21 protein-coding genes are annotated in these 23,448 nt (G+C 64.0%); 14 read left to right on the forward strand and 7 right to left on the reverse strand.

What is annotated here, in order from left to right:
• Positions 1-4 precede the first annotated feature (4 nt).
• From Amn_RS23805 to Amn_RS23815, 3 genes are read right to left on the reverse strand one after another with little or no spacing between them, the layout of a single operon-like run.
• Entirely contained in the window at positions 5-1,771 is a 1,767-nt protein-coding gene (locus tag Amn_RS23805) for a Rieske 2Fe-2S domain-containing protein (protein WP_286292450.1), read from the reverse strand.
• A 41-nt stretch (positions 1,772-1,812) separates the two neighbouring features.
• Entirely contained in the window at positions 1,813-2,718 is a 906-nt protein-coding gene (locus Amn_RS23810; protein ID WP_067957489.1) for an aromatic ring-hydroxylating oxygenase subunit alpha, read from the reverse strand.
• 27 nt (positions 2,719-2,745) lie between these two features.
• Positions 2,746-3,612 (reverse strand): aromatic ring-hydroxylating oxygenase subunit alpha, encoded by an 867-nt coding sequence (locus Amn_RS23815; protein ID WP_192314222.1) that lies wholly within the window; start codon positions 3,610-3,612, stop codon positions 2,746-2,748.
• Between the two features lie 244 nt (positions 3,613-3,856).
• Here Amn_RS23815 and Amn_RS23820 point away from each other — a divergent pair, with 244 nt between their 5' ends.
• The 5 genes from Amn_RS23820 to Amn_RS23840 all read left to right on the forward strand — a co-directional run bounded on the left by Amn_RS23820 (position 3,857) and on the right by Amn_RS23840 (position 9,476).
• A complete protein-coding gene (locus Amn_RS23820; protein ID WP_067957483.1) occupies positions 3,857-4,627 on the forward strand; it encodes a GntR family transcriptional regulator in 771 nt (256 codons plus the stop codon).
• Between the two features lie 46 nt (positions 4,628-4,673).
• Positions 4,674-5,768 carry a BMP family ABC transporter substrate-binding protein gene (locus Amn_RS23825; protein ID WP_067957480.1) on the forward strand — a complete coding sequence of 365 codons (1,095 nt, stop codon included), beginning with the start codon at positions 4,674-4,676 and terminating at the stop codon, positions 5,766-5,768.
• Between the two features lie 195 nt (positions 5,769-5,963).
• Positions 5,964-7,505: an ABC transporter ATP-binding protein gene (locus Amn_RS23830; protein ID WP_154385633.1), complete on the forward strand. Its 1,542-nt coding sequence runs from the start codon at positions 5,964-5,966 to the stop codon at positions 7,503-7,505.
• Positions 7,489-8,556, forward strand: coding sequence for an ABC transporter permease (locus Amn_RS23835; protein ID WP_154385634.1), 1,068 nt, complete (start codon positions 7,489-7,491; stop codon positions 8,554-8,556). Before Amn_RS23830 ends, Amn_RS23835 begins: the two co-directional genes overlap by 17 nt.
• The gene (locus tag Amn_RS23840) at positions 8,556-9,476 is read left to right on the forward strand and encodes an ABC transporter permease (RefSeq protein ID WP_083948481.1); all 921 of its coding nucleotides are present in this window, start codon (positions 8,556-8,558) and stop codon (positions 9,474-9,476) included. The genes Amn_RS23835 and Amn_RS23840 overlap by 1 nt, the downstream gene beginning before the upstream one ends.
• 32 nt (positions 9,477-9,508) lie before the next feature.
• Here the strand turns inward: Amn_RS23840 and Amn_RS23845 are convergent, their stop codons facing one another.
• From Amn_RS23845 to Amn_RS23860, 4 genes are all read right to left on the reverse strand, one after another.
• Positions 9,509-10,981, reverse strand: a complete 1,473-nt coding sequence (locus Amn_RS23845) for a M81 family metallopeptidase (RefSeq protein ID WP_067957470.1) — start codon at positions 10,979-10,981, stop codon at positions 9,509-9,511.
• A 35-nt stretch (positions 10,982-11,016) separates the two neighbouring features.
• Positions 11,017-11,844, reverse strand: a complete 828-nt coding sequence (locus tag Amn_RS23850; protein ID WP_067957467.1) for a carbohydrate ABC transporter permease — start codon at positions 11,842-11,844, stop codon at positions 11,017-11,019.
• Positions 11,841-12,710 (reverse strand): carbohydrate ABC transporter permease, encoded by an 870-nt coding sequence (locus Amn_RS23855; protein WP_067957464.1) that lies wholly within the window; start codon positions 12,708-12,710, stop codon positions 11,841-11,843. Before Amn_RS23855 ends, Amn_RS23850 begins: the two co-directional genes overlap by 4 nt.
• 73 nt (positions 12,711-12,783) lie before the next feature.
• Positions 12,784-14,019, reverse strand: coding sequence for an ABC transporter substrate-binding protein (locus Amn_RS23860; RefSeq protein ID WP_192314206.1), 1,236 nt, complete (start codon positions 14,017-14,019; stop codon positions 12,784-12,786).
• 189 nt (positions 14,020-14,208) lie between these two features.
• Here Amn_RS23860 and Amn_RS23865 point away from each other — a divergent pair, with 189 nt between their 5' ends.
• The 9 genes from Amn_RS23865 (at position 14,209) to Amn_RS23905 (ending at position 23,098) form a co-directional block, all read left to right on the forward strand.
• Positions 14,209-14,979, forward strand: coding sequence for an SDR family oxidoreductase (locus tag Amn_RS23865; RefSeq protein ID WP_067957460.1), 771 nt, complete (start codon positions 14,209-14,211; stop codon positions 14,977-14,979).
• A gap of 5 nt (positions 14,980-14,984) precedes the next feature.
• Positions 14,985-16,049 (forward strand): ABC transporter ATP-binding protein, encoded by a 1,065-nt coding sequence (locus Amn_RS23870; RefSeq protein WP_067966113.1) that lies wholly within the window; start codon positions 14,985-14,987, stop codon positions 16,047-16,049.
• The gene (locus tag Amn_RS23875; RefSeq protein ID WP_067957457.1) at positions 16,046-16,927 is read left to right on the forward strand and encodes a MurR/RpiR family transcriptional regulator; all 882 of its coding nucleotides are present in this window, start codon (positions 16,046-16,048) and stop codon (positions 16,925-16,927) included. The genes Amn_RS23870 and Amn_RS23875 overlap by 4 nt, the downstream gene beginning before the upstream one ends.
• On the forward strand, positions 16,928-17,401 hold the full coding sequence (locus Amn_RS23880) for a hypothetical protein (RefSeq protein WP_067957455.1): 474 nt from the start codon (positions 16,928-16,930) through the stop codon (positions 17,399-17,401). It abuts the gene before it with no gap.
• Positions 17,402-17,557: 156 nt separating this feature from the next.
• Positions 17,558-18,397, forward strand: coding sequence for a MurR/RpiR family transcriptional regulator (locus Amn_RS23885; RefSeq protein WP_154385639.1), 840 nt, complete (start codon positions 17,558-17,560; stop codon positions 18,395-18,397).
• Positions 18,398-18,416: 19 nt separating this feature from the next.
• The gene (locus Amn_RS23890) at positions 18,417-19,538 is read left to right on the forward strand and encodes an ABC transporter substrate-binding protein (protein WP_067957449.1); all 1,122 of its coding nucleotides are present in this window, start codon (positions 18,417-18,419) and stop codon (positions 19,536-19,538) included.
• A gap of 118 nt (positions 19,539-19,656) precedes the next feature.
• A complete protein-coding gene (locus Amn_RS23895) occupies positions 19,657-21,402 on the forward strand; it encodes an ABC transporter permease (protein ID WP_286292480.1) in 1,746 nt (581 codons plus the stop codon).
• Entirely contained in the window at positions 21,399-22,493 is a 1,095-nt protein-coding gene (locus Amn_RS23900; protein WP_067957445.1) for an ABC transporter ATP-binding protein, read from the forward strand. The genes Amn_RS23895 and Amn_RS23900 overlap by 4 nt, the downstream gene beginning before the upstream one ends.
• Positions 22,493-23,098, forward strand: coding sequence for a histidine phosphatase family protein (locus Amn_RS23905; RefSeq protein ID WP_067957442.1), 606 nt, complete (start codon positions 22,493-22,495; stop codon positions 23,096-23,098). The genes Amn_RS23900 and Amn_RS23905 overlap by 1 nt, the downstream gene beginning before the upstream one ends.
• Positions 23,099-23,448 lie beyond the last annotated feature (350 nt).

Here is a 23,448-nt window from a genome sequence, read left to right on the forward strand (position 1 = left end):
ACTCCTAGAGGTCGAGCACAAGCCGCGCCGACTTGGCACGCGACACGCAGGTCATGATCTTGGTGCCGGACTTGCGCTCGGCATCGTTGAGATAGACGTCCTGGTGGTCGGGCTCGCCTTCGATGACGGTGGCAAGGCAGGTGCCGCAGGCGCCCTGCTCGCAGGAAGACGGCATGTCGATGCCGGCGTCGCGCATCACCTCGAGGATCGTCTTGCCGGCGGGCACCGTCAGCGTCATGCAGGAGCGCGCCAGCGCCACCTCGAAACTGGTGCTGTCGTCGATGACATTGGTGTTCTTGAAGTATTCGAAATGCACCGCCGTTTCGGGCCAGCCCATCTCAGCCGCGATATGACGCGCCGCCTCCAGCATCGGGCCGGGACCGCAGAGATAGACATGCTTGTCGGGACCGTAGCCGCTGAGGATCTCGCGCAGCTTGGCGCCGGTCTGGTCTGGCGAAAGGCCGAGATGCGGCTTGAGCGAGGCGCCGAGCGTGCTGGTCTTCTCCGGGAAGGCAAGCTGCGCTTCGTTCTGGGCAAAGTAGTGCAGCTCATGCACCAGGTTCTGGTTGTTGAGCGCCTGGGCCATGGCGAGCAACGGCGTGATGCCGATACCGCCGGCGATGAAGATGGTCTTCACCGCGTCGCGGCGCAGCGGGAAATTGTTGCGCGGCTCGGAAATCGCCAGCACGTCGCCTTCGCGCACTGTCTCGTGCAGGCAGGTCGACCCGCCCTTGGAATCGCGCTCCAGCTTGACGCCGATGACGTAGCTGTCGCTTTCGCCCGGGCCGTTGGTGATCGAATATTGCCGGATCAGCCCATTGGGCAGGTGCACGTCGATATGGGCGCCGGGCTGGAAGGTCGGCAGCAGGCCCTTGATCGGGCGAAGCTCGAAGCCGGCGATACCATCGGCGGCCGGCCACTTCCTGGCGACCTCGACACGGATCGTTGCCTTGCGGCCGTGTTTGCTCTCCTCGGGCATCTCGGCGAGTTCGGGCGAGACACGCTCGATCACCGGCTCCAGCGGCGCCGGTGCCGGCTCGCGCGCCGCCTCGGCCTCGACCGCCAGACGCAGCCTGGAGAGCAGCTCATTGTGATGGCGCAGCACGGCAAGGCGCGCAGCGCCTTCGACCTGCCCGTCGAGCACGCCACGGATCACCGAGCGATTGGAATCGACCGGCTGGACGAAAAACACGGCCAGCGTGGTGGCATCAGCCTCGCTTGAACGCAGCACCACCGAAAAGGTGCTTGCAGCTTCGACCGCGACCTTGGCGGCGGAGCCGTCGATCCTTCCGCTCGGCTGGAAGCGGTAGCCTTTCAGCCTGGCGGCGACCACGTCGGCCGGCGCATTGACCGGGATGCCGCGCAGCGCCAGCAGCCGACCCTCGGCGAGCCCTGCCACCTCCGGCACTTCGCCCTGCGGTTCTTCCGCCGACCAGACGAGACCGTAACGCTCGATGGCGGCAAAGGTGCGGTTGGTGATGGTGCGGGCCGGTGCGTCGGCCGGGTGCGCCGGGATGTAGGTGCAGCCGGCCGTGCGGTTCGAGTAGCGCCAACCATGGTACTGGCACTTCAGCTCGCGGCCATCATTGATGCCGATCGACAGGCGGACGCCGCGATGCAGGCAGCGGTTTTCCCAGATGTTGACGTATCCATCATCGGCACGCCAGACCGCGAACTCGCGGCCGAGCAGCTGGCCGTGAAAAACATGACGCAACGGAAGGTCGTGCGCCGCGGCGATGGGATGCCATCTGGATTTGGCTAGGTCGAGCATATGGTCCTCGCTAAGATCTTTTCGTTGGCGCCCTCAGGCGCTCAGGTGGCGGCCGGGATGACCCCGTAGGTCACGCCCTTCTGGCTCAGCCACCGGCGGTAGGCGATCGCCGACTTGTCGGCACGGATTGGTGTTTCGGCGCGCGGATCGAGCGGCAGGCGCTTCGGGAACTGGTTTTCCAGGATCGGCTTGTCCTGCCCGAAGATGGTCTGCTGGAAGCGCTTGATGACCTTGTCCTCATTGTCTTCGTCCAGCACGCACAGCAGCATGTGGGCGCGGACATGCTCCTGGTCGATAGGCTGCAGGAAGACGGCAATGACATCGAGGCGGCTCTCGTCGAGCGGGCTCGACTTGTAGAGCACCGAGCAATAGGGATGCGGCACGCGGTAGATGTAGTCGACGTCGGCGCCGCCGTCCGAGGCCGTCGATGCCATCGGCTGGAAGAAGCGGCAGCGTGTCGCCAGGATTTCGTCGCGATCGACGGAAATCTCGACATCGTATTCCTTCACTTCCGTGTGCGGTTCGGCGCCGAGGATATCGGTGTGGACATAGGGGAAGTGGCCCATATCGAGAAAGTTCTCGATCGCCCGCGGCGCCGAGACATTGACGCCAAAAGTGGCGGCGTTGAGCTTGCGGCGATCGACCTCGTCAAACTCCGGAATCGGGAACAAGTCGGCCGGCGGGTTGCCGAGCGAGGTCCAGATGTAGCCATAGGCGAGCTTCAGCGGCAGCTTGCCGGAAATGACGGCAATATCGACAGGGCTGCCCTCGGCGAGATCGGCGCGATCGCGCCAGACAGCCGCATTTCCCTCACCGTCAATGGCAAAGCTGAGACGCTCCTCGAGCAGCACCGTGTCGACGACGACACCAGCTGCCACTTCCGACAGGGCGGCCAGCGGGTGCCAGAGGTCGAGGATCACCTGATCCGTGCATCGCGTCTTGGTCATATGCATATCCTTCACAAAGGGTGCGGATCACATCCGCGCCGGTATTGCGCCGTAAGTGACCGGTTTGTCGCGCAGCCAGCGCCGGTACAGCACGGCGACGGCATCGGCCCGGATGGGCGTTTCAGCGCGAGGGTCGAGTGGCAGGCGCCTGGGCACCTGGTTCTCCAGGATCGGCTTGTCCTGGGCGAAGATCAGCTGCATGAAGCTGCGAATGCCAGCCTCGTCGATCCCATCCTTGAGGTAGGCAAGGAAGGGATGGGCAACACAATTGTCCTCATCGACCGGCTGGACGAACAGGGTGATGACGTCGAGCCGATCCTTCTGCACCGGATTGCTCTTGTAGAGCGCCACCGTGTAGGGCCGGATCACCTTGTAGATGTAGTCGACGACAAAACCTCCCTTGGCCGTCGGCGAAGCCACCGGCTGGTAGAACTTGCATTCGGTCGCGACCAGCTCGTCGGCGGCCGTCAGCTCGACCTTGTAGGGCGCGACCTCCGTATGTGGCTCGTCGCCGAGCCAGCCGGTGTGAACGAAGGGGAAATGGCCCATGTCGAGAAAGTTCTCGACCATCCTCAAGCCCGACACCTTGACCGCGATCGAGCCACCGGTGACGAGATACCGATCGCCTTCCTCGGCCTCCGGCACAAAAACGATGTCGCGCTCCGGCTTGCCGAGGCAGGCCCAGAGGAAACCGTAGCGCTTGGTCGAAGTGACCAGGGCGCCGGTGTCGTCGCGGACGACTTCCTTGTTGTAGCGCCCGCGGCAATGGATGGTGATGTCGACGCCCAGCAGACGGGTGTGAAACGGCGCGCCGACCGACAGGTTGGCGAGGTCCGCAACCACATGCCAATCGTTAAGCAGGACTCTGTCGCTACAAAGGGCTGCTGTGCTCATCGCACCCTCCCTGTTGGCTAGCACTTCCCCGTGAACCTAGCTCTGTTATGTCCTCATTGGAAACACAGGATTGGATATCAATCAATAAGAAATTGCATGCCGATGTGAGAATTTTGGTTGACAGGCGCCAGCGATTGAATACCGATATGGAAACCGTAACCCGGGATATGCGACGCCGCCGGCGTGGCGCGAACCCGGGCTGGCCGTCAAGCAAGCCGAAGGCGCTGGCGGGAAGGAGAACGCCATGAGCAACCGCTCGCAGGCCATTGCCGACATACTGACGCGGGCGATCCTCGATCACCGCCTCGTGCCCGGCTGCAAGCTTGGCGAGCGCGAGCTGTCGGAGGTCTTCGACGTCAGCCGCATCGTCATCCGCCAGTCGCTGATCCGCCTTGCCGACGACGGCCTTGCCCAAATCGAGCGCAACCGCGGCGCCTTCGTCGCCCGTCCCAGCATGCAGGACGCGATGGAGATCTATGACGCGCTGACCCTTGTCGAACAGGGCGTCGCCGCCCAGCTGAGCGACCGTCTCGGGCCTGCCGGCTGGGCCGAACTGCGCCAGCATGTCGAGCGCCAGCGCAAGGCCGTGGCTTCAGGCAACGACGCACTCGCCGACGTGCTCGGCCAGGAGTTCCACACCGTCTTCGTGCGCCTAAGCCGCAACAAGGTGATGCAGGAAATTCACGCCCAGCTGGTCCGCCGCACCACCTTGCTGCGTTCGCTGATCACCGCCGACTTCGACTATTGCAACCTGCTCGACGACCACGCCAAGCTCATCGAACTTCTCGAAAAGGGCCGGCTCAAGCCGGCAATGGAGCTGATCGACGCGCACCACCGCTCCGTCGTGCGCGGTTACATCATGGACCGCCAGGTCTTTCCCGAGCTGACGCCACGCGAAGCGCTCGAACCCTATCTCGACGGCAAGGCAGGCGAGCCGCCGAAACCGGCACCAAGGAAGAAGGCAGGAGAGAATGGCGGGGCACGGACGCACACCCATGTCCACGTCGTAAAATAGACCCGGCACAAAGCCGGGCGCATCCAACCAACAGAGGGTTACCACCATGTTCAATCTGACCAGACGGCAATTTCTGCAATATTCCGGTGCCGCGGGCGCGGCACTCGGCACCAGCGGCCTTGCCGGCATCGCCAGCGCCCAGGAGCCGCTCAAGATCGGCGTCGTCTACGTCTCGCCGATCGCCGACATCGGCTGGACCAAGCAGCACAGCCTTGGCGTCGATGCCATCAAGGCCGAGTTCGGCGACAAGGTGGCGCTCACCGTCATCGACAACATCTTCATGCCGCAGGACGCCGAACGCGTCTTCCGCGAGCTCGCCGCTTCCGGCAACCAACTGATCTTCGGCACCTCCTTCTCGCATGGCACGCCGATGCAGAAGGTGGCGCCGCGCTTCCCGAAGGTCGCCTTCGAGCATTGCTCCGGTATCGTCCACCTCGCCAATCTCGGCACCTTCGAGGCCAAGTATTACGAAGGCACTTTCGTTGCCGGTGCCGCCGGCGCGCATATGAGCAAGAATGGCAAGATCGGCTTCATCGGCGGCTTTCCGATCCCCGACATCGTCGGCCCGGCCAACGCGCTTCTGCTCGGCGCCCAGAGCGTCAATCCCGAGGCCACCTGCAACGCCATCTTCCTCAATTCCTGGTTCGATCCGGGCAAGGAAAAGGAAGCCGCCAACACGCTTTTGTCGCAGGGCTGCGACGTCATCTGCTCGATGACCGATACCGCCACCGGCGTGCAGGTTGCCGGCGAAGGCGGCGCATGGTCGATTGGTTACGCCAGCGACATGGCCAAGTTCGGCTCGGGCAAGCAGCTCACCGCCTTCACCCTCGACTGGTCGAGCGACTATGTCGGCGCCGCCAAGGGCGTTGCCGCGGGCACCTGGAAGCCCGAGGCGCGCTGGGACGGCCTGGCCGGTGGCGTCGTCAAGATGGCGCCTTACAATGAGGCGATCCCGGCCGACGTGATCACCAAGCTCAAGCAACTCGAGGCGGACATCGGCTCCGGCAAGATCCACCCCTATGCCGGCGAACTCAAGGACCAGGACGGCAACGTCAAGGTCGCGGCCGGCAGCGTGCTGGCCGATGCCGACATCCGCGGCATGAACTGGTTCGTCAAGGGAATGATCGGCAAGCTCGCCTGATCCTCCCTCGCAACCGCTAGCAATTCCACCGGGGCGCTACAGCGCCTGGTGTCCAGTTGGACACGCAAAGGACGCTGTAGCGCTTAAAATGGGTGCACGATCCTTCCCGAAAATCGGTTCCGATTTTCGGGGTCATGCACCGCCCCGGTTGGTCTATGGCTGCGCACCGTCCAACCCTCACGGCAGGACCCGGCTATGCCCCCACGCCTCGAATTGCGCAACATCACCAAAAGTTATCCCGGCATCATCGCCAATGACGACATCTCGATGTCGATCATGCCAGGCGAAATCCACGCCGTGCTCGGCGAAAACGGCGCCGGCAAATCGACCCTGATGAAGATCATCTACGGCGCCGCCCAGGCGGATTCCGGCGAGATCTTCTGCGACGGCAAGCCCATTGCCGCGCACACCCCGGCGACCTCGCGCGCGCTCGGCATCGAAATGGTCTACCAGCATTTCGCGCTGTTTGAATCGGTCACCGTGGTCGAGAACATCGCACTTGCGGTGTCGAGCAGCTTCGACCTCGACACGCTGGCGCGCCAGATCACTGAACTGTCGAACCGCTACGGCATGCCGATCGACCCCTATCGCCGCGTCCACGACCTGTCCGTCGGCGAGCGCCAGCGCGTCGAGATCGTGCGCTGCCTGCTGCAGGCGCCGAAGCTTTTGATCCTCGACGAGCCGACCTCGGTGCTGACGCCGCAGGCCGTCGTCAAGCTGTTCGAGACGCTGCGCCAGCTCGCCGCCGAAGGCTGTTCGATCGTCTACATCAGCCACAAGCTCGATGAAGTGCAGGAGCTCTGCGACACCGCGACAGTGCTGCGCAACGGCAAGGTCACCGGCACCGCAAGACCCAAGGAAAGCACCTCGGCGCAACTTGCGCGGCTGATGGTCGGCGCCGAGCTGCCCGAAATGCACGTCTCACCCTCGGTGCCGAGCGACAAACCGGTGCTCGAGGTGCGCGGGCTCACCGCCCCTGCCCGCGACAAATACGGCGTCGAACTCAAGAACGTCTCCTTCGAGGTACGCGGTGGCGAGATCGTCGGGCTTGCCGGCGTCTCCGGCAACGGCCAGGCCGAGCTGATCTCGCTGCTCAGCGGCGAACGGACACATGCCAATGCGCTGTCGATCCAGATCGGCGGCAAGGCTGCGGCCCATCTCAACGCCAGCGAAAGGCGCAAACTCGGCATGGCCTTCGTGCCGGAAGAGCGGCTTGGCCGCGGCGCGGTGCCGCCGCACGCGCTGTGGCAGAACGCCGTGCTGACGGCCCACCGCTCCGGCCTGGTGCGCAACGGTCTTGTCGACCGCAAGCAGGCAAACAGCTTCGCCGCCAAGATCATCGAGCGTTTCAAGGTCAAGGCCAACGGCCCGCAGTCGAGCGCCCAGAGCCTGTCGGGCGGCAACCTGCAGAAATTCATCGTCGGCCGCGAGATCGCGCTCGAACCGAAGCTGTTCCTGGTGGCGCAGCCGACCTGGGGTGTCGACGTCGGCGCCGCCGCCTTCATCCGCCAGACGCTTGTCGATCTGAGCCGGTCGGGCGCGGCCGTGCTGGTGATTTCGGAGGAGCTCGACGAACTGTTCGAGATCTGCGACCGGCTGCTTGTCATCTGCCAGGGCCAGGTCTCGCCGCCACTGATCAGGACAAAAACCAACCGCGAGGAAATCGGCCTGCTGATGACAAGGGTCGACCGCGGCAACGGCACCAATGGGAGAGGCGAAGTTGCGATTCAGGATTGAACAAAGACCGGAACCATCCGCCAGGATGCGGGTGGCGGCGCCGGTCATCGCGACCGTGCTCACCCTTCTCGTCGGCTCGCTTTTGTTTGCCGTGCTCGGCTACGACCCGTTGGCGACATTGCAAGCCTTCTTCATCACCCCGCTCAATTCGCTGAACGGGCTGTCCGAGTGGCTGCTCAAGGCGTCGCCGCTCATCCTCATCGCCTGCGGCCTTGCCGTCGGCTTCCGCGCCAATGTCTGGAACATCGGCGCCGAGGGCCAGTTGATCATCGGCGCCCTCGCCGCCTGCGGCGTGGGCTTGTTCTACCCCAATCCCGACAGCTGGCTGCTGCTGCCGCTGATGTTCTTCGCCGGCGCCATCGCCGGCATGGCCTGGGCCGCCATCCCTGCCTTCCTCAGGGCGCGGATGAACACCAACGAAATCCTGGTCACGCTGATGCTGACCTATATCGCGACGCTCTTGTTGTCGTGGCTGGTGCACGGCCCCTGGCGCGACCCGGCCGGCTTCAACTATCCGCAGACGGCCCTGCTGTCGGCGGCGGCGATGTTCGAGCCTTTCGACTATGCCTACCGGCTCAACGCCTCGGTGTTCATCACCGTGGTCGCCGTGTTCCTGATGTGGCTGTTCACTGACCGCAGCTTCCTTGGCTACAAGATGTCGGTCTCGGGCGCAGCCCCTCTGGCAGCACGCTACGCCGGCTTCCGCGAATCCGCTGCCGTGTGGACCGGTTTGCTTGCCGGTGGCGCTGCCGCTGGCATCGCCGGCATGGCCGAGGTCTCCGGCCCGCTCGGACAGCTGTCGCCGCAAATCTCGCCCGGCTATGGTTTCGCGGCGATCATCGTCGCCTTCATCGGCCGTCTTAACGCTTTTGGCATCGTGCTGGGCGGATTGCTGATGTCGCTCTTGTTCCTCGGCGGCGAAGCAGTGCAAATGAACCTCGGCCTGTCGGCTGCGCTCACCCGCATCTTCCAAGGCATATTGCTGTTCTTCTTGCTTGCCGCTGACTTCTTCATCTTCTACCGGCTTCGCCGCATTCCGGAGCATGCCTGATGGACTTGTTCATTGCCATCTTCACCGGCACCATCATTGCCGCAACACCATTGATCTTTGCAGCGCTCGGCGAACTCGTCGTCGAGAAATCGGGCGTCCTCAACCTCGGCATCGAAGGCATGATGCTGATGGGTGCCGCCTTCGCCTTCTGGGCCATCGTCGCCGGGCTGCCGATGCCGGTCGCCATCCTGGCCGGCGCGCTTGCGGGTGCCGCCGCATCGCTGCTGTTCGGCGTGCTGGCGCTGACCTTCCTGACCAACCAGTATGCCGCCGGCCTGGCGCTCGCCATCTTCGGCTCGGGCGTGTCGGCATTTCTCGGCCGCAATTTCGGCTCGGCGCCGATCGACGCACTGAAGAAGATCTACATCCCCTATCTCTCCGACATTCCGGTGATCGGGCCGATGCTGTTCCGCTTCGACCCGATGGTCTATTTCGCCATCATCATGTTCTTCGTCATCAGCTGGTTCCTGTACCGCACCAAGGGCGGGCTGGTGCTGCGCACCATCGGCGAGTCACCCGAGACGGCGCATGCCATCGGCTATCCGGTGATCAGGATCCGCTATCTCGCCGTGCTGTTCGGCGGGCTGATGGCCGGACTTGCCGGCGCCTATCTGTCGGTTGCCTACACCCCACTCTGGGTCGAGAACATGACCGCCGGCAAGGGCTGGATCTCGCTGGCGCTGGTTGTCTTCGCGACATGGCGACCACTGCGCGTGCTGCTCGGCGCCTGGCTGTTCGGCGGCATGACCATCCTGCAGCTGCAGGGCCAGGCGCTTGGTATCGCGGTGCCTTCGGAACTGCTCTCCGCCCTGCCTTATCTGGCAACGATCGTGGTGCTGGTCATCATCTCGCAGAACCGCCAGATGCTGGCGCTGCACTTCCCGGCTTCGCTCGCCAAGCCGTTCCGGCCAGCGACCTGACGGACGAAAGGCGGGGCTAAACGCCCCGCCGCTCACGCCCAGGGATCGCTCACCCGGGGCCAGATCGGACGGACAAGCTTGGTGTAATTGGTCACGCGCGGATTGCTCGGATAGGAGCTCGGCGCGTCGACATAGACGATCTCGGCCGCCACCGGCGCGAAACCGGCATAGAAATGGTTGGTCGACTTGACGAGCAAAATGTCCTTGTCCGCAGGATCAACGCCGAGATTTGAGAAAATGTCGGGCTCGAAGGTCTGGGTGCGGTTGGTGTTGAGGATGACGTCGACCTCGGTACCGACAATACGCACCAGCGCCGTCATCCCGAGCGTGACACGGCTCGGTCCGAAACTCTGCCAGCCTTCCTCGACGGTCTTCAGCACCTGAACCCTGCCGTCGATCGGCTCGCCGGCCTGCGGGCCTGCCTTGCCGCCGAAGCGCAGGTCGATGATGGCGCCTTCGCCGGCGGCATGGCAGAAGGTCACCGCAATCGGATCCCAGATGGTGGCGACGCCAACCTTGTCGAGGCCACGCTCCAGCATCCGGCGCAGAACGAAGGTGCCGTCGCCGGCAACGCCGCCGCCCGGATTGTCCCAGACGTCGGCAATGACGGCAGGCTTGGTCGGGTTGGCCTTGCGCGCGGCCAGCGCCCGGTCGATGCCGGCGTCAGTGTCGAGCATCTCCATCGCCGTCTTTTCGCGCATGGCATAGAGTTCGCGGCCGAGCTTTTCGGCCAGCGCATCGCCCTTGGCCTTGTCATTGTCGGAGACGACCACGATGCGCGAACCCATCTCCGGCACGTCGGAGCCCATGAAACCATGGATCACCGACACCGACAGGATGCCGTCCTTGCCGTGCAGCGCCTTGATGCGGTCGACGAAGGAGCGCATCGGCTCGCGGCTGGTCGGCAACACCGTGATCATGCGGCAGTCGAAGGTCGAGATGACTGGCTTGATCTCGCCGCGCGCAGCGGCCAGTCCAAGTTCGACGACATGTTCGCCGCGCTCATAGAAATCGGTATGCGGGAACTCGAGGAAGGCCGCGAGCACGTTGCAGGCGGCGACGCGTTTCGGCGTCAGATGGCTGTGCGGATCGAACTCGGAAGCGACAACGACGTCGGGCCCGACGATGTCACGGACCCGGGCGAGCAGGTCGCCTTCGCAGTCGTCATAACCCTGCGCCACCATGGCGCCGTGCAGGCCGAGGATGACGGCATCGACAGGCATGGCAGCCCGGAGCTGGTCGAGGATCTCGTCGCGCAGCGCCTCGAAGGTCTGGCGCTGCACCAGTCCGCCCGGCTCGGCCCAGGTCGCCGTGCCCTCGATGACGGTCAGGCGATCGGCCTCGGCGCGACGACGCAGCGCCACGATCGGCGACGAGCACAAGGTCGGCGTCTCCGGATGCTGGCCCGGCCCGGCATAGAACGCCATCTCGAACGATGCACGGTCTGTCGGCACCGGCGAGAAGGTATTGGTTTCTGTCGCCAGCGAGGCGGTGAAGATGCGCATCTTGGGTTCGTTTCTTTGTTGTCGGGAGGTAAGGGTTACTTGACGGCGCCGAGGGCCAGCCCGCGGACCAGGTAGCGCTGCAACCAGACGAACAGGATGGCGACCGGCACGGTGGCGACGAGCGTTGCAGCCATGACGTAGTGCCATTCGACGGTATAGCGGCCGGCGACGAGCGAAAACACCTGGATCGGCAGCGTGTAGCTTTCCTGGCTGCGCAGCATGGTCAGTGCGACGACGAACTCGTTCCACGCATTGATGAAGGTGAAGATGGCGGTGACGGCGATTGCCGGCACGCAGAGCGGCAAAAACACCTTGCGCAGGGTCAGCCAGCGGCTGCCACCTTCCATCCACGAGGCTTCCTCGAGATCGCGCGGGATGGTGTCGAAATAGCTCTGCAGCATCCACACGGTGAAGGCGATGTTGAAGGCCATGTAGACGCCGCCGACGGCATTCAGGCTTTCGACAAGACCGAAGGAAGCGAGCAGCCGGAACAGGCCGAGCACCAGCACGATCGGCGAGATCATCTGCGACACAAGCAGGAAATGCCGGAAGGCGCCATGCCCGGCAAAGCGGAAACGCGACATGGCATAGGCGGCGGGAATAGAGACGAGGATGGCGCCGATGGTGGCGATCAGCGACACGCGCAACGAGTTGACCAGCGCCTGGCCGAAACCGGCCGCGACCCACATGTCGTAGAAATTGCGCCAGCGGAATTCGCTCGGCCACCAGCTTGGCGTCAGCACTTCCTGGGCCGGCTTGACGGCGGTCAGGAACATCACCGCGAACGGAAATAGCGTGACCACAACCAGCGGCGCGAGCAGCGCCCAGGCGATGAAGGTGCGCTTGAGCTTCGGCGAGATCATGCCCGTTCTCCCCGCATGGCGAGCCTGATGTAGATGGCGGTGAAGACGAGCAGGATCGCCAGCATCACCAGCGAGACGGCCGAGGCCTCGCCGAGTTTGCCGACACGGAAAGCCAGCTTGTAGAGATGGGTGACGAGGATGTCGGTCGAATTGGCCGGCCCGCCTTGCGTCATCACCCAGATGATCGGGAACGAATTGAAGACATAGATCGTGTTGAGCACGATGGCGATGTTGACGAAGGGTTTGAGCAGCGGAAAAGTGATCCGCTTGAACTGCTGCACCGGCCCCGCACCTTCGAGGGCGGCGGCTTCGTAGAGGTCGTCGGGGATCGACGATAATCCGCCCAAAAAGATGGTGGTGGTGAACGGCACCGTCACCAGGATGCCGATCATGATTTGCATCGGGAATGCGGTCGCAGCACTAGCCAACCACTGGATGTTCTGGTCGGCGAGGCCGAGCCCGCGCAGGGCAGAGTTCAGCATGCCGCTTTCGCCGTTCAGCGCCCAGCGCCAGACGATGGCCGTCATCGTCAGTGACACCGCCCAGGGCAGCATGACGATGACCCGCGCCACTGAGCGGCCGTAGAAGTCAGTGTTGAGGACGACCGCCACGGGGATCGAGACCAGGAGCGCGCCGCCAACCACGGCGGCCGTCCACACCCCGGTCCGCAGCAGCGCCTTGATGAAATCGGGATCGGCGACCAGCGCCGAGAAATTGGCCACGCCGTTGAAGTCGCGCAGCTGGCCGAAGCGGCTGACGTCATGGGTGGCGATCTGGATCAGGTCGACGACGGGCCAGAAGATCACCACCGCGGCCAGGATCAGGCTCGGCAGCGTCAGCAGATATGGCAGGGCGCGATTGTGCATGAGAGCCTTGGCCGGAGCACGGGAAAGGGAACCGGCGGCGCACCCAGTGCGCCACCGGCGGAAGGAGAAGAGACTACTTCTTCAGGATGCCGTCGGCCTTAACAGCTGCTTCCTTGAGAAGGGCTTCCGGATCGCCCTCGCCAAGATAGACCTTCTGCATCGCATCAGAGGTGATCTGGGCGATTTCTTCCCAGCCCGGAATGACCGGCGCGAAGCGGGCGTCGGGCAGGAGTGCCGTGAAGGCGGCGAGGTCGGCGTTGTTGACGTAGTAGTCCATCTTGGCCTCTTCCTTGTTCACCGGCAGGAAGCCCTCACCCTGGGTGAACTTGGCGCGCCAGTCGGTCTGGAACAGGAAGTCGAGCAGCTTCCAGGCCTCTTCCTTGTTCTTCGAGTTCTTGAACATGACGATGGAATCCGTGACGCCATAGGTACCGCGTGCACCCGTCGGTCCAGCCGGGATGGCAGCGACGCCATATTTCAGGTTCGGCGCTTCTTCCTTGATCTGGTTGGACAGGAAGGGCGCGGTGATCATCATGCCGACCTTGCCCTGCTTGAACAGGTTCTGCACGTCCTCACGCGCATAGGAGGTGACGCCGGGTTGGGTCAGCCCCTCATCGATCAGCGACTTGTAGAGCTTGGCCGCCTCGATGGCGCCGGCGCTGTCGAGGCCCGACGTTCCGTCCTTGTCGAGGATCTCCGAGCCCTGCGACCACATCGCGTAATAATAATAGACGTCGGTCTCGATTTCCTTGCCCTGCAAGCCGTAGCCATAGTTCTCGCCGCCCAGCGCCTTGATCTTGGCGGCAGCGTCCTTGAGCTCGGCCCAGGTCGCCGGCGGGTTGGCGACACCTGCCTTCTCGAGCAGTTCCTTGTTATAATACATGGCGCGCGCCGAAGCGGCGATCGGCAGGCCGTAGGTCTTGCCGTCCATGATCGAAGGCGACAGGAAGGTGTCGATGAAACGGCCCTTGAAGTCGGGCGTGATGTAGCTGTCGAGCGGCTCAGCGACGTCCTGCTGGACGAAGTCGATCAGCCAGCGCGTGCCGATGATCGACAGGTCGGCATTGGTGCCGGCGGTGATGTCGGTGGTCAGCTTCTGCAGCAGCACGTCCCACGGCACGACCTCGAACTTGACGTCGATGCCGGGATTGGCTGCCTCGAACGCCTTTTCCACTTCCTGGAAATAGGGGCCGGTCTTCGAGCTGTATTCGGCAACCGTCACCCGGACCTCGCCGGCATTCGCCTGAGCCGCCAAGGCCAGCACGCTCAACCCGGCCAGCAGGCCGGTCTTCCACTTTGAAATCGCCATGTCGGTGTTCCCTTGCTCCCGCGGGCGCAAGCCCGCTCCTCCAGCGCATTTGCGCTTATATGATTAAGTGACTTTCTTACATTATCGGCGATTTTCAGCATATCAAGCAATTTTCTTTGTTGCTTAATTACATTTTCAGCCATAGTCCTGAAGGCAGAAAGCGGCCAAGATCGCTGTGGGAGCACAGAATTGAACCTAGACGACGAGTTTCGGGAAAAGTCCGTCCTGATCACCGGAGCCGGCGGCGGCCTCGGCCGGGTGCTGGTCACTATTTTTGCCGCGCGCGGCGCCCGCGTCATCGGCTGCGACCAGTCCATCGAGGCGATGGACGGGCTCGAACTCGCCGGCCGCCACAGCTTCGACCTGACCGATCGCGCCAGACTGGAAGCCGCCTCGCGCAAGCTGGTCGAAGCTGACGGCGTGCCCGACATCGTCATCAACAATGCCGGCTGGACGCGCGCCGAAACCATGCCGACGCTGACCCAGGAGCGGATCGAAACCGAGATCGACCTCAACCTGACCGGCGTCGCCAGCCTCACCAACGCATTGCTCAAGCCGATGGTCAAGCGCGCCTCGGGTACCTTCATCTTCATCTCCTCGGTCAACGCGCTGTCGCACTTCGGCAATCCGGCCTATGCGGCTGCCAAGGCCGGCATCAATGCCCTGTCGCGCGCCATTGCTGTCGAGCACGGCCGCCAGGGCATCCGCGCCAACGTCGTCTGCCCGGGCTCTATCCATACGCCCGCCTGGGATCATCGTCTTGCCAAGGACCCCGCGATCCTCGGCAAGCTGCAGCGGCTCTATCCGCTCGGCCGCATCGTCAATGCGCAGGAGGTGGCCGAAGCGGTCGCTTTCCTCGCCTCGCCGCGCGCCTCAGGCATTACCGGCACGGTGCTGCCTGTCGACGCCGGGCTGACCGCCGGCTGCCTGCCTTTCATCGACGACATATTGGGAGCGTGAAGACCATGACCGGCGTGACCTTCCGCAACCTGTCCAAGTCGTTCGGCCAGCACAGCGTGCTCGACAACATCAATCTCGACATTCCGAGCGGCGAGTTCGTCGTGCTCGTCGGCCCCTCCGGCTGCGGCAAGTCGACCTTGCTGCGTATGCTGGCTGGGCTCGAACCGATCAGCCATGGCGATCTTCTGATCGGCGGCGTGCGCGCCAACGACCTGCCGCCGCAGAAGCGCAACATCGCCATGGTGTTCCAGTCCTATGCGCTGTTTCCCCATCTCACCGCGGCCGAAAACATCGGCTTCGGCCCGAAGATCAGAGGTGAGGCAGCGGCGGCGATCGATGCCAAGGTGAAGAACGCCGCTGCCATCCTCAACTTGCATTCCTATCTCGACCGCTATCCGCGCCAGCTCTCCGGCGGCCAGCGCCAGCGCGTCGCCATGGGCCGCGCCATCGTGCGCGAACCCTCGGTGTTCCTGTTCGACGAACCGCTTTCCAATCTCGACGCCCAGTTGCGCGTCCAGATGCGCACCGAGATCAAGGCGCTGCATCAGCGCTTGAAATCGACGGTCGTTTACGTGACACACGATCAGATCGAGGCCATGACCATGGCCGACCGCATCGTCGTCATGAACCAGGGAAAGATCCAGCAGGTGGGTGCACCGCTCGAACTCTACGACAGACCGGCCAACAAGTTCGTCGCGAGCTTCATCGGCTCGCCGTCGATGAGCTTCGTCTCGGGCAGGCTCGGTGCGGCGGGCGCCTATTTCGAGACGGCCGACGGCGAAAGACTGAAGCTGAACGGCGGTCGCGCGTCGGCTTTCGCAGGCGCGGTCGAGGCGGGCATCCGGCCGGAGCACTTCGTCATCAGCGGCACCGATGCGGCGATGAAGCTCAGGATCGACGTCGTCGAGCCGACCGGTTCCGAGACGCACATCTATGGCGCGGTCGGCGGCGAGCAGGTGCGCGCCGTGTTCCGCGACCGCGTGTCGGTCAAGCCGGGCGAGACGCTGCCGGTGACCGCCGATCCCAGGAACATCCATCTTTTCGACAAGGCAACCGGCCTGCCCGTATGAGCAACATCGCCGACATCATCACCCGGCTTCAGGTCATGGCGCAGGACGGCTCCAAGTCCGACAAGCGCCTGGCCAGCCTTGTGCTGTCGGATCTCGACTTCGCTTCCAAGGCCGCCATTTCGGAGATCGCCGCGCGTGTCGGCGTCAGCGAACCGACAGTTACCCGCTTCTGTCGCAACCTCGGCTGCGACGGCGTGCGCGATTTCAAGTTCTTCCTGGCACAGGCCATAGCCATCGGCGGCCAGTATCTCAAGCCCGAGCCGCTGAGCCGCGACGCACGCGAGCAGCGCATCGCCTCCGCCGTCACCGAAGCCGCTGTCGTGGCGATCCAGCGCGCTTCGGACAGTCTCGACATGGGCACGCTGATCTCGGTGGCCGAGCGGCTTTCGGCCTCGCCGCACATCTTGTGCTTCGGCTCCGGCGGCATCTCATCGATGATGGCGACGGAGTTGCAGAACCGCCTGTTTCGCCTCGGCCTGTCTGCCGTGGCCCAGGTCGACGGCCAGCTGCAGCGCATGTACGCGGCGGTCGCCAGGCCCGAGTCGACCGTCGTTGCCTTCTCCGTTTCCGGCCATGCCAAGTCGGTGATCGATGCCGTGCAGGTCGCCCGCCAATATGGCGCGCAGACCGTCGCCATAACCGCGCCCGGATCGGCACTGGCCAAAGTCGCCGACATCGTCATCCCGTTCCAGCCGATCGAGGACGGCAACATCTACAAGCCAACCTCATCGCGTTTCGCCCTGCTCGCCATCCTCGACATGATCGCGACAGCCACCGCCGAATCCCGCGGCACGAACGTGCTCGAAGGCCTGCGCCGCATCAAGCAAAGCCTCAGCATGCTGAAGGTCGACGACCCAAGACTTCCCCTAGGTGACTGAATGAACTCCAGGCAGAACCCCTTCCCCGACGACATCGACCGCGCCCGGATCTGGGAGATGCTGGTCGAGCGCGATATCGCAGCCTTTGTCGATCAGGACTGGTCGATGGTCGCGGACGACTTCGACGAACAGCGCTTCCTCGGCATCCATGCCCACAACGCTGCCAATCCTGACGACTGGAATGCCGCCTTTCCGTCGCTCGGGACCTATCGCGACGAGTGGCTGCGCCAGGCGGCCGAGACGGCTGCAACCGCCTATGCCGAGCCGCTTGCCGACGGCATCTTCCGCGCCACGAACCTGACCGAGATCGACATATCAGGCGATGTCGCCCTGGCGCGCAAGAAGTTCGACGGCACCATCCGCCGCGCTGACGGCAGCGACGACGTGCTGAACTGGCAGACGCTCTACTTCTGCCGCAAGCAGAACGACCGCTGGAGGATCACCGGCTTCGTCGGCTACATGAAATACAAATAGGCTTGCGGCCTGTCCGAACTCTCCAGGCGCCCCGAGGGCGCCTTTTTCGTTTTCCGCCATCTGGTCCCTGCAAGGCAGAAAGTCTGATCTTGCAACCTTTGCGCTTGACTGCAAGATATCTTGCATCTTAAGAGTCGAGTGCAATATGGATGCAAGATGATGACGCTGCTGGATCGCATCAAAAGCCATTCGACCCGCCTCACCGGGGCCGACCAGCGGCTCGTCTCGGCCTTGCTCGAAAACGCCGCCGAGGCAGCCTTCCTCTCGAGCGCCCGGCTTGCCGAACGCGCCAGCGTGCATGAGGCGGCAACGACCCGCCTCGCCCAGAAGCTCGGCTTCAAGGGCTATCCAGAACTGCGCTCACAGCTGCAGCGCGAGCTTGTCGAGAGCCAGGACGCCGCCGAGCGAATGCGCCGCTCCGTCGCCAAGGTCGAGCATGGCGACTTTCTGCTCGACCTGATCGACAGCGAGATCGCAGCGCTCGAGCACCTCCGCCTTGCCGTTTCGCAAGACAGCATCAACCGCGCCGCCGACATGATCGTCGATGCCAAACGCATCTTCCTGTTCGGCCAGGGCCATGCCCAGTCGATCACCCAGTTCCTGCGCCGCCGGCTCGACCGCTTCGGCATGACCACCATCGTGCTCGAAGGCCGTGGCCGCGACATCGCCGAGCGTGTCGTCGGCATGCAGCAGGGCGACCTCGTGCTGGCGCTCGCCTTCCGCAAGCAACCAGCGAGCTATGCACCACTGGTCGAGCATTGCCACGCGCAGGGCGCCAAGGCGGTGCTCGTGACCGACCTCGCCGGCACGATGATGCAGCCGGCTGTCGACCTCGTGCTGGCGGCACCGCGCGGCCGCTCGGGCAGCGAGTTCCAGACGCCGACGGTGCCGTTCGCCATCGTCAACGCCATTCTTCTGACCATCGCCGGCCGGCACCAGACCCGCGTCATGGGCGCGCTGGAGCGCCTGTCCGGCCTGTTCGACGAATTCGATTGAGAAAACCTGGGAGGGAAAGATGCTCAAGTCGATGAAATGGGCGCTGTTTGCAGCGGTCGCCATACTGCCCCTGACGGCAAGCGCCGCCGAACTCGACGCGATGAGCGTCAAGGAACTGCTGCCGCTGGCACAGAAGGAAGGCAAGGTCACCGTCTTCTCGCTGTCGAGCCGTATCGCCAAGGTGGAGAAAGCATTCGAGGAGGCCTATCCCGGCATTGACCTGGTCGGCATCGACATGAGCTCGGTCAAGCAGATCGCCCGCGTCGTCGCCGAGCAGACCGCCGGCGTCAACGCCGTCGACGTGCTCTACATCGCCGACACGCCGGTGGTCTATGAGGACCTGGTCAAGACCAACCGTGTCGTGCCCTACATTCCGCCACGCGTGGCGGGCGAACTCGCCGACGAGCACAAGACGCCGCTTCTGACCCAGCGCCTGTCGACCAAGGTTTTGATGTACAACGAAGTTGCCAATCCCAATGGCGCGCCGGTCAAGAACCTGTGGGCACTGACGACGCCGGAATGGAAGGGCCGCGTGCTGATGGTCGATCCTCTGCAGCGCGGCGAGTTGCTCGACCTCTTGGTCGAGTTCTCGCTCCGCCCCGACGAAATGGCCAAGGCCTATGAGGCGCAGTTCGGCAAGCCGATATCAGTCGACAGCGACCTGCAGGGCGCCGGCGAGCAATTCGTCCGCGACCTCTTTGCCAACGACCTCGTCCTGGTGCCCAACTCCGATGTCATCAACAAGGCGATCGGCGACAAGACCGCCAAGAACCCGCCAGTCGGCTTCGCCACCTATTCCGACCGCCGCGACAACGAGAAGGAAGGCTGGGCACTGCAGGTCGCCAACGACGTCGAGCCGTCCAACGGCATCCTGTTCCCGGCGGTTCTCGCACTGGTCGATAAGGCGCCGAGCCCGGCGGCGGCGCGGCTTTTGATCGACTTCATGATGGGCGACGATTCTGCCACCGGCGGACCGGCCTTCGAGCCCTTCAACGTCGCGGGCGACTATGCCGTGCGGCCGTCGATCAAGGACAACGCCGACTCCGTGCCGCTCAAGGAGCTCAAGGCCTGGCGCATCGATCCGGTGAAGACAGCCGCTGCCCGCAAGCGTATTGCAGACCTGGTGCTGACGCTGCAATGACCGCGGCCGGACCGGCGCCTTGGGGGAGGCGCCGGTCTGTTCTCCGTGCCCAGTTGTCCGCCGCCTCGTGTTGCCGCGGCACCGTTGCCCGCGCACTGCAATTCCCGGAAAGAATGTCATGTCCGCCGTAACAACATCCGTGTTGTCCCGGAGAGGCTTTTTGCGCTCCGAAACACTCGTTCCCATCATCCTGATCCTTGTCGTCGGCATCCTGGTCATCGCGCCGCTGGTCAAGATTGTCCTGTCGACGCTGACCATCGAAGGTCGTGACGCCTGGCAGGCGGTGCTGGCCTCGAAAATGTCCGAAAACCTGTGGTGGCGCCCGCTCTTGAACACGGTGCTGCTCGGCATCGGCGTTGCCACAGGCTGCCTTTTGATGGGCGGCTTCCTTGCCTGGCTCGTCGTGCTCACCGACGTGCCGGCGCCAAGGACGCTCGGCCTGCTCGCCACTCTGCCCTTCATGATCCCGAGCTTTGCCGCGGCCCTTGCCTGGGGTGCTCTATTCCGCAACAGCCGGCTCGGCGGCTCGGTCGGCTTCTTCGAGGCGAACGGCCACATCGTGCCCGATTGGCTCGCCTGGGGCCTGTTGCCGACATTGATCGTGCTCATCGCCCACTATTATTCGCTTGCTTTCACCGTCATCTCGGCGGCCTTGAGCTCCATCGGCGCCGATCTCGTCGAGGCAGCGCAGGTCGCGGGTGCCAAGCGCTCGCGCATCTTCTTCGGCATCATCCTGCCGGTGGTCACACCGGCGCTGATCGCCGCCGCATCGCTGACATTTGCCGGTGCCGTCTCCAACTTCGCCGCCCCTGCCCTGCTCGGCCTGCCGGTCAGGATGCAGACGCTGTCGACGCGCCTGTTCGGGATGATCGAGACCGGCCAAACCGAACGCGGCTTCGTCATCGCACTGCTTCTGATCGTCGTCTCCGCCTCCTTCCTCTGGCTCGGCGAGCGCCTTGTCGCCGGCCGCAAGAACTTCGTCACCGTCACCGGCAAGGGCGGTCGCACCAAACGCTTTCCGCTCGGCAGATGGCGCTGGCCGCTGTTTGCAGTCGCTGTCCTGCTCTGCCTGCTCACCACCTTCCTGCCGGCGCTGATCCTCACCGCCTCCAGCTTCGCCTTGCAGAACGGTTCGCTGTTCTCCAACTGGACGACGCATTTCTGGATCGGCGAAGGCGGCACCGACATGGCCCAGGGCCAGGCCGGCATCTTCCGCAATCCGGTGCTGATCGAGGCGCTGTGGATGACGCTGAAGCTGGCTGTCACGGTGGCGATCACCACCATGGCGCTCGGCCTGGCGCTGGCCCACACCATCGCCCGCAACAAGGGCAGCGTGCTCGCAACCGTCCTCGGCCAGGTCTCGTTCACCCCGATCCTGATTCCCTCGATCGCCTTCGCCGCCGCCTATATCGCGCTGTTCGGGGCGCCGATCGGACCGTTGCCGTCGCTCTACGGCACCTTCCTCCTCCTGGTGCTTGCAGCCTCGGCGCATCTCTTGCCTTATGCCGTGCAGTCGGGCCGCTCGGTGCTCGGCCAGATCTCGGCCGACATCGAGGAAAGCGCGCGACTGACCGGCGCCGGCTTCTTCCGCCGCATGGGCGCGATCATCATGCCGCTCGCCATCCGCGGCCTGCTCGCCGGCGCCCTGCTGGTCTTCGTCAAGATCGTCCGCGACCTGTCGCTGGTGGTGCTTTTGTTCACCTCGACCTCGCCGGTGCTCAGCATGCTTGCCTACCGCTATGCCGCCGAAGGCTTCATGCAGTTCGCCAACGCCATCACCATGGTGATCCTCGTCCTCTGCGTCATCGCCACGCTCCTGGCGCACCGCCTGCAGAACCGTGTCCAGAAGTGGAAATCCGCATGAACCCCGCCAACGGCAATCCGGCTGCGATCGCGATCCGCAACGTCAGCAAGCGTTTCGGCAGCTTCACCGCCGTCGACAATGTCGACATCTCGGTGCCGCAGGGCGCGTTCCTGGTGCTTGTCGGCCCGTCCGGCTGCGGCAAGTCCACGCTGCTCAGGATGCTCGCCGGACTGGAAACACCGAGCGAAGGCGAGATGGCCTTCATGGGCCGCACCGTCTCCGACGGCACGCGCGGCCTTGTCGCCGACGCCGGCGGCCGCGACGCCGGCCTCGTCTTCCAGAGTTATGCATTGTGGCCGCATATGACGGTCGCCGGCAACATCGAGTGGCCGCTCAGGGTAGCCAAGTGGAGCAAGGCGGATCGTGCCGCGCGCGTCGACGAAGTGCTCGGTCTGCTTGGCATCTCGGCGCTGAAGGAACGCTACCCGGCCGAGATATCCGGCGGCCAGCAGCAGCGCGTGGCGATTGCCCGCACCATCGGCCCCAAGCCGAGCATCCTGTTGTTCGACGAGCCTTTGTCCAACCTCGACGCCAAGCTGCGCATCGAGATGCGCAGCGAACTGATGCGCATCCACCGCGCCACAGGTGCCACCTCTGTCTACGTCACCCACGACCAGGTCGAGGCGATGACAATGGCGAGCCATGTCGCTGTGCTCAATAACGGCAAGGTCGACCAGTTCGGCGCGCCGCTCGAGCTTTTGGAAAACCCGCGCACGACCTTCGTCGCCACCTTCCTCGGCACGCCGCCGGCCAATCTCATCTCGGTGACGAAACAGGACGGTGGCCTCGTCTATGATGGCCTGCGGCTGGCCGATGCGCAGCGCGCCAAGGCGCATGACGGCGTCCAGCTTCTCTACCGCGCCCATGACATCAAGGTCGGCGACATCGAGGGGCAACTTGCGATCACCGCGCGCTTCGAGGAAGCCGCCCCTATCGCAGGGCGCACCATGGTGACGGCATTTTCCAACGGCCAACGGCTGACCGCCATGGCCGACGGCTATTTCAGCGCGGCGATCGGCGACCAGATCCGCCTCAGTTTCCTGGGCGAGCCGAGCGCGGTTTTTGCAATGACTGGTGAAAGGATCGACTGATGAGATTGGTAATGGTGCGCCATGGCGAGACCACCTGGAATGCCGAGCACAGGCTCCAGGGCCACGACAACGCGCCGCTATCGCCGCGGGGCATCAGGCAGGTCGAGAGTTTTGCGTCCTTCGCCAGGGCGATGGCGCCCGACCGCGTCGTGGTCTCCGACCTCGGCCGTACGCGCCAGACGGCAAGCCTGCTCGGCTATGGCGACGCGCCGCTCGACCCGCGCCTGCGCGAGATCGATATGGGCAACTGGACCGGCCGCATCAAGCACGAGCTCGAGGCCGAGCGTCCGCACGAATATCTCGCCTGGCGCGCCGGCACCTTCACCCCCGACAGCGGCGAGGCATGGGCGGATTTCTGCGCCCGCATCGTCGAAGGGTTGCGGGACTGCCTGAAGAAGTGCAACGGCGACACGCTCGCCATCGTCCATGGCGGTGTCATCCGCGCTGCCTGCCACGCCTTCCTGGGGCTGCCGCCCTCACGTGTCGTGCCGGTGACGCCTGGTACTGCAACGATACTGAGCTTCGATACGGCCTACGCCCCGACGGCACGGCTCGAAGCCTACAATATCGCGGCTGTGGCGCCCGATTTCGACGCACCGGACTAGCGCAATTCCAGCAAAAAGTGTGCGGCGGTTTTCCGTCCGGAATTGCGCAAAAACAAGAAGATAGAGAGTTTCCGCGAAGAGAAGAAAGAGGAAACGCTCTCGACGCTCGCAACTGGTCTGAACAGGCCCGTGCCTAAGGAAATGGTGCGGCTTCCGTGGTCTCCCAAGGAATGCCGCAATTTCCCCCCGCAAAGAGGCACCAATAGCTAGATATTTAAAACGCAAACCTGCAATATAGACCGGGTCTACAATCGCAGCGCCGCCATCCGCAATGCCGCCCGGAAAATGCATTTGCATCCGCCGGGCGCTAGGGCGCCCGCCCAGTCATGAACACCATTTGGGCAGCGGCG

The organism is Aminobacter sp. Y103A (genome assembly GCF_030294925.1).
GTDB lineage: Bacteria > Pseudomonadota > Alphaproteobacteria > Rhizobiales > Rhizobiaceae > Aminobacter > Aminobacter ciceronei.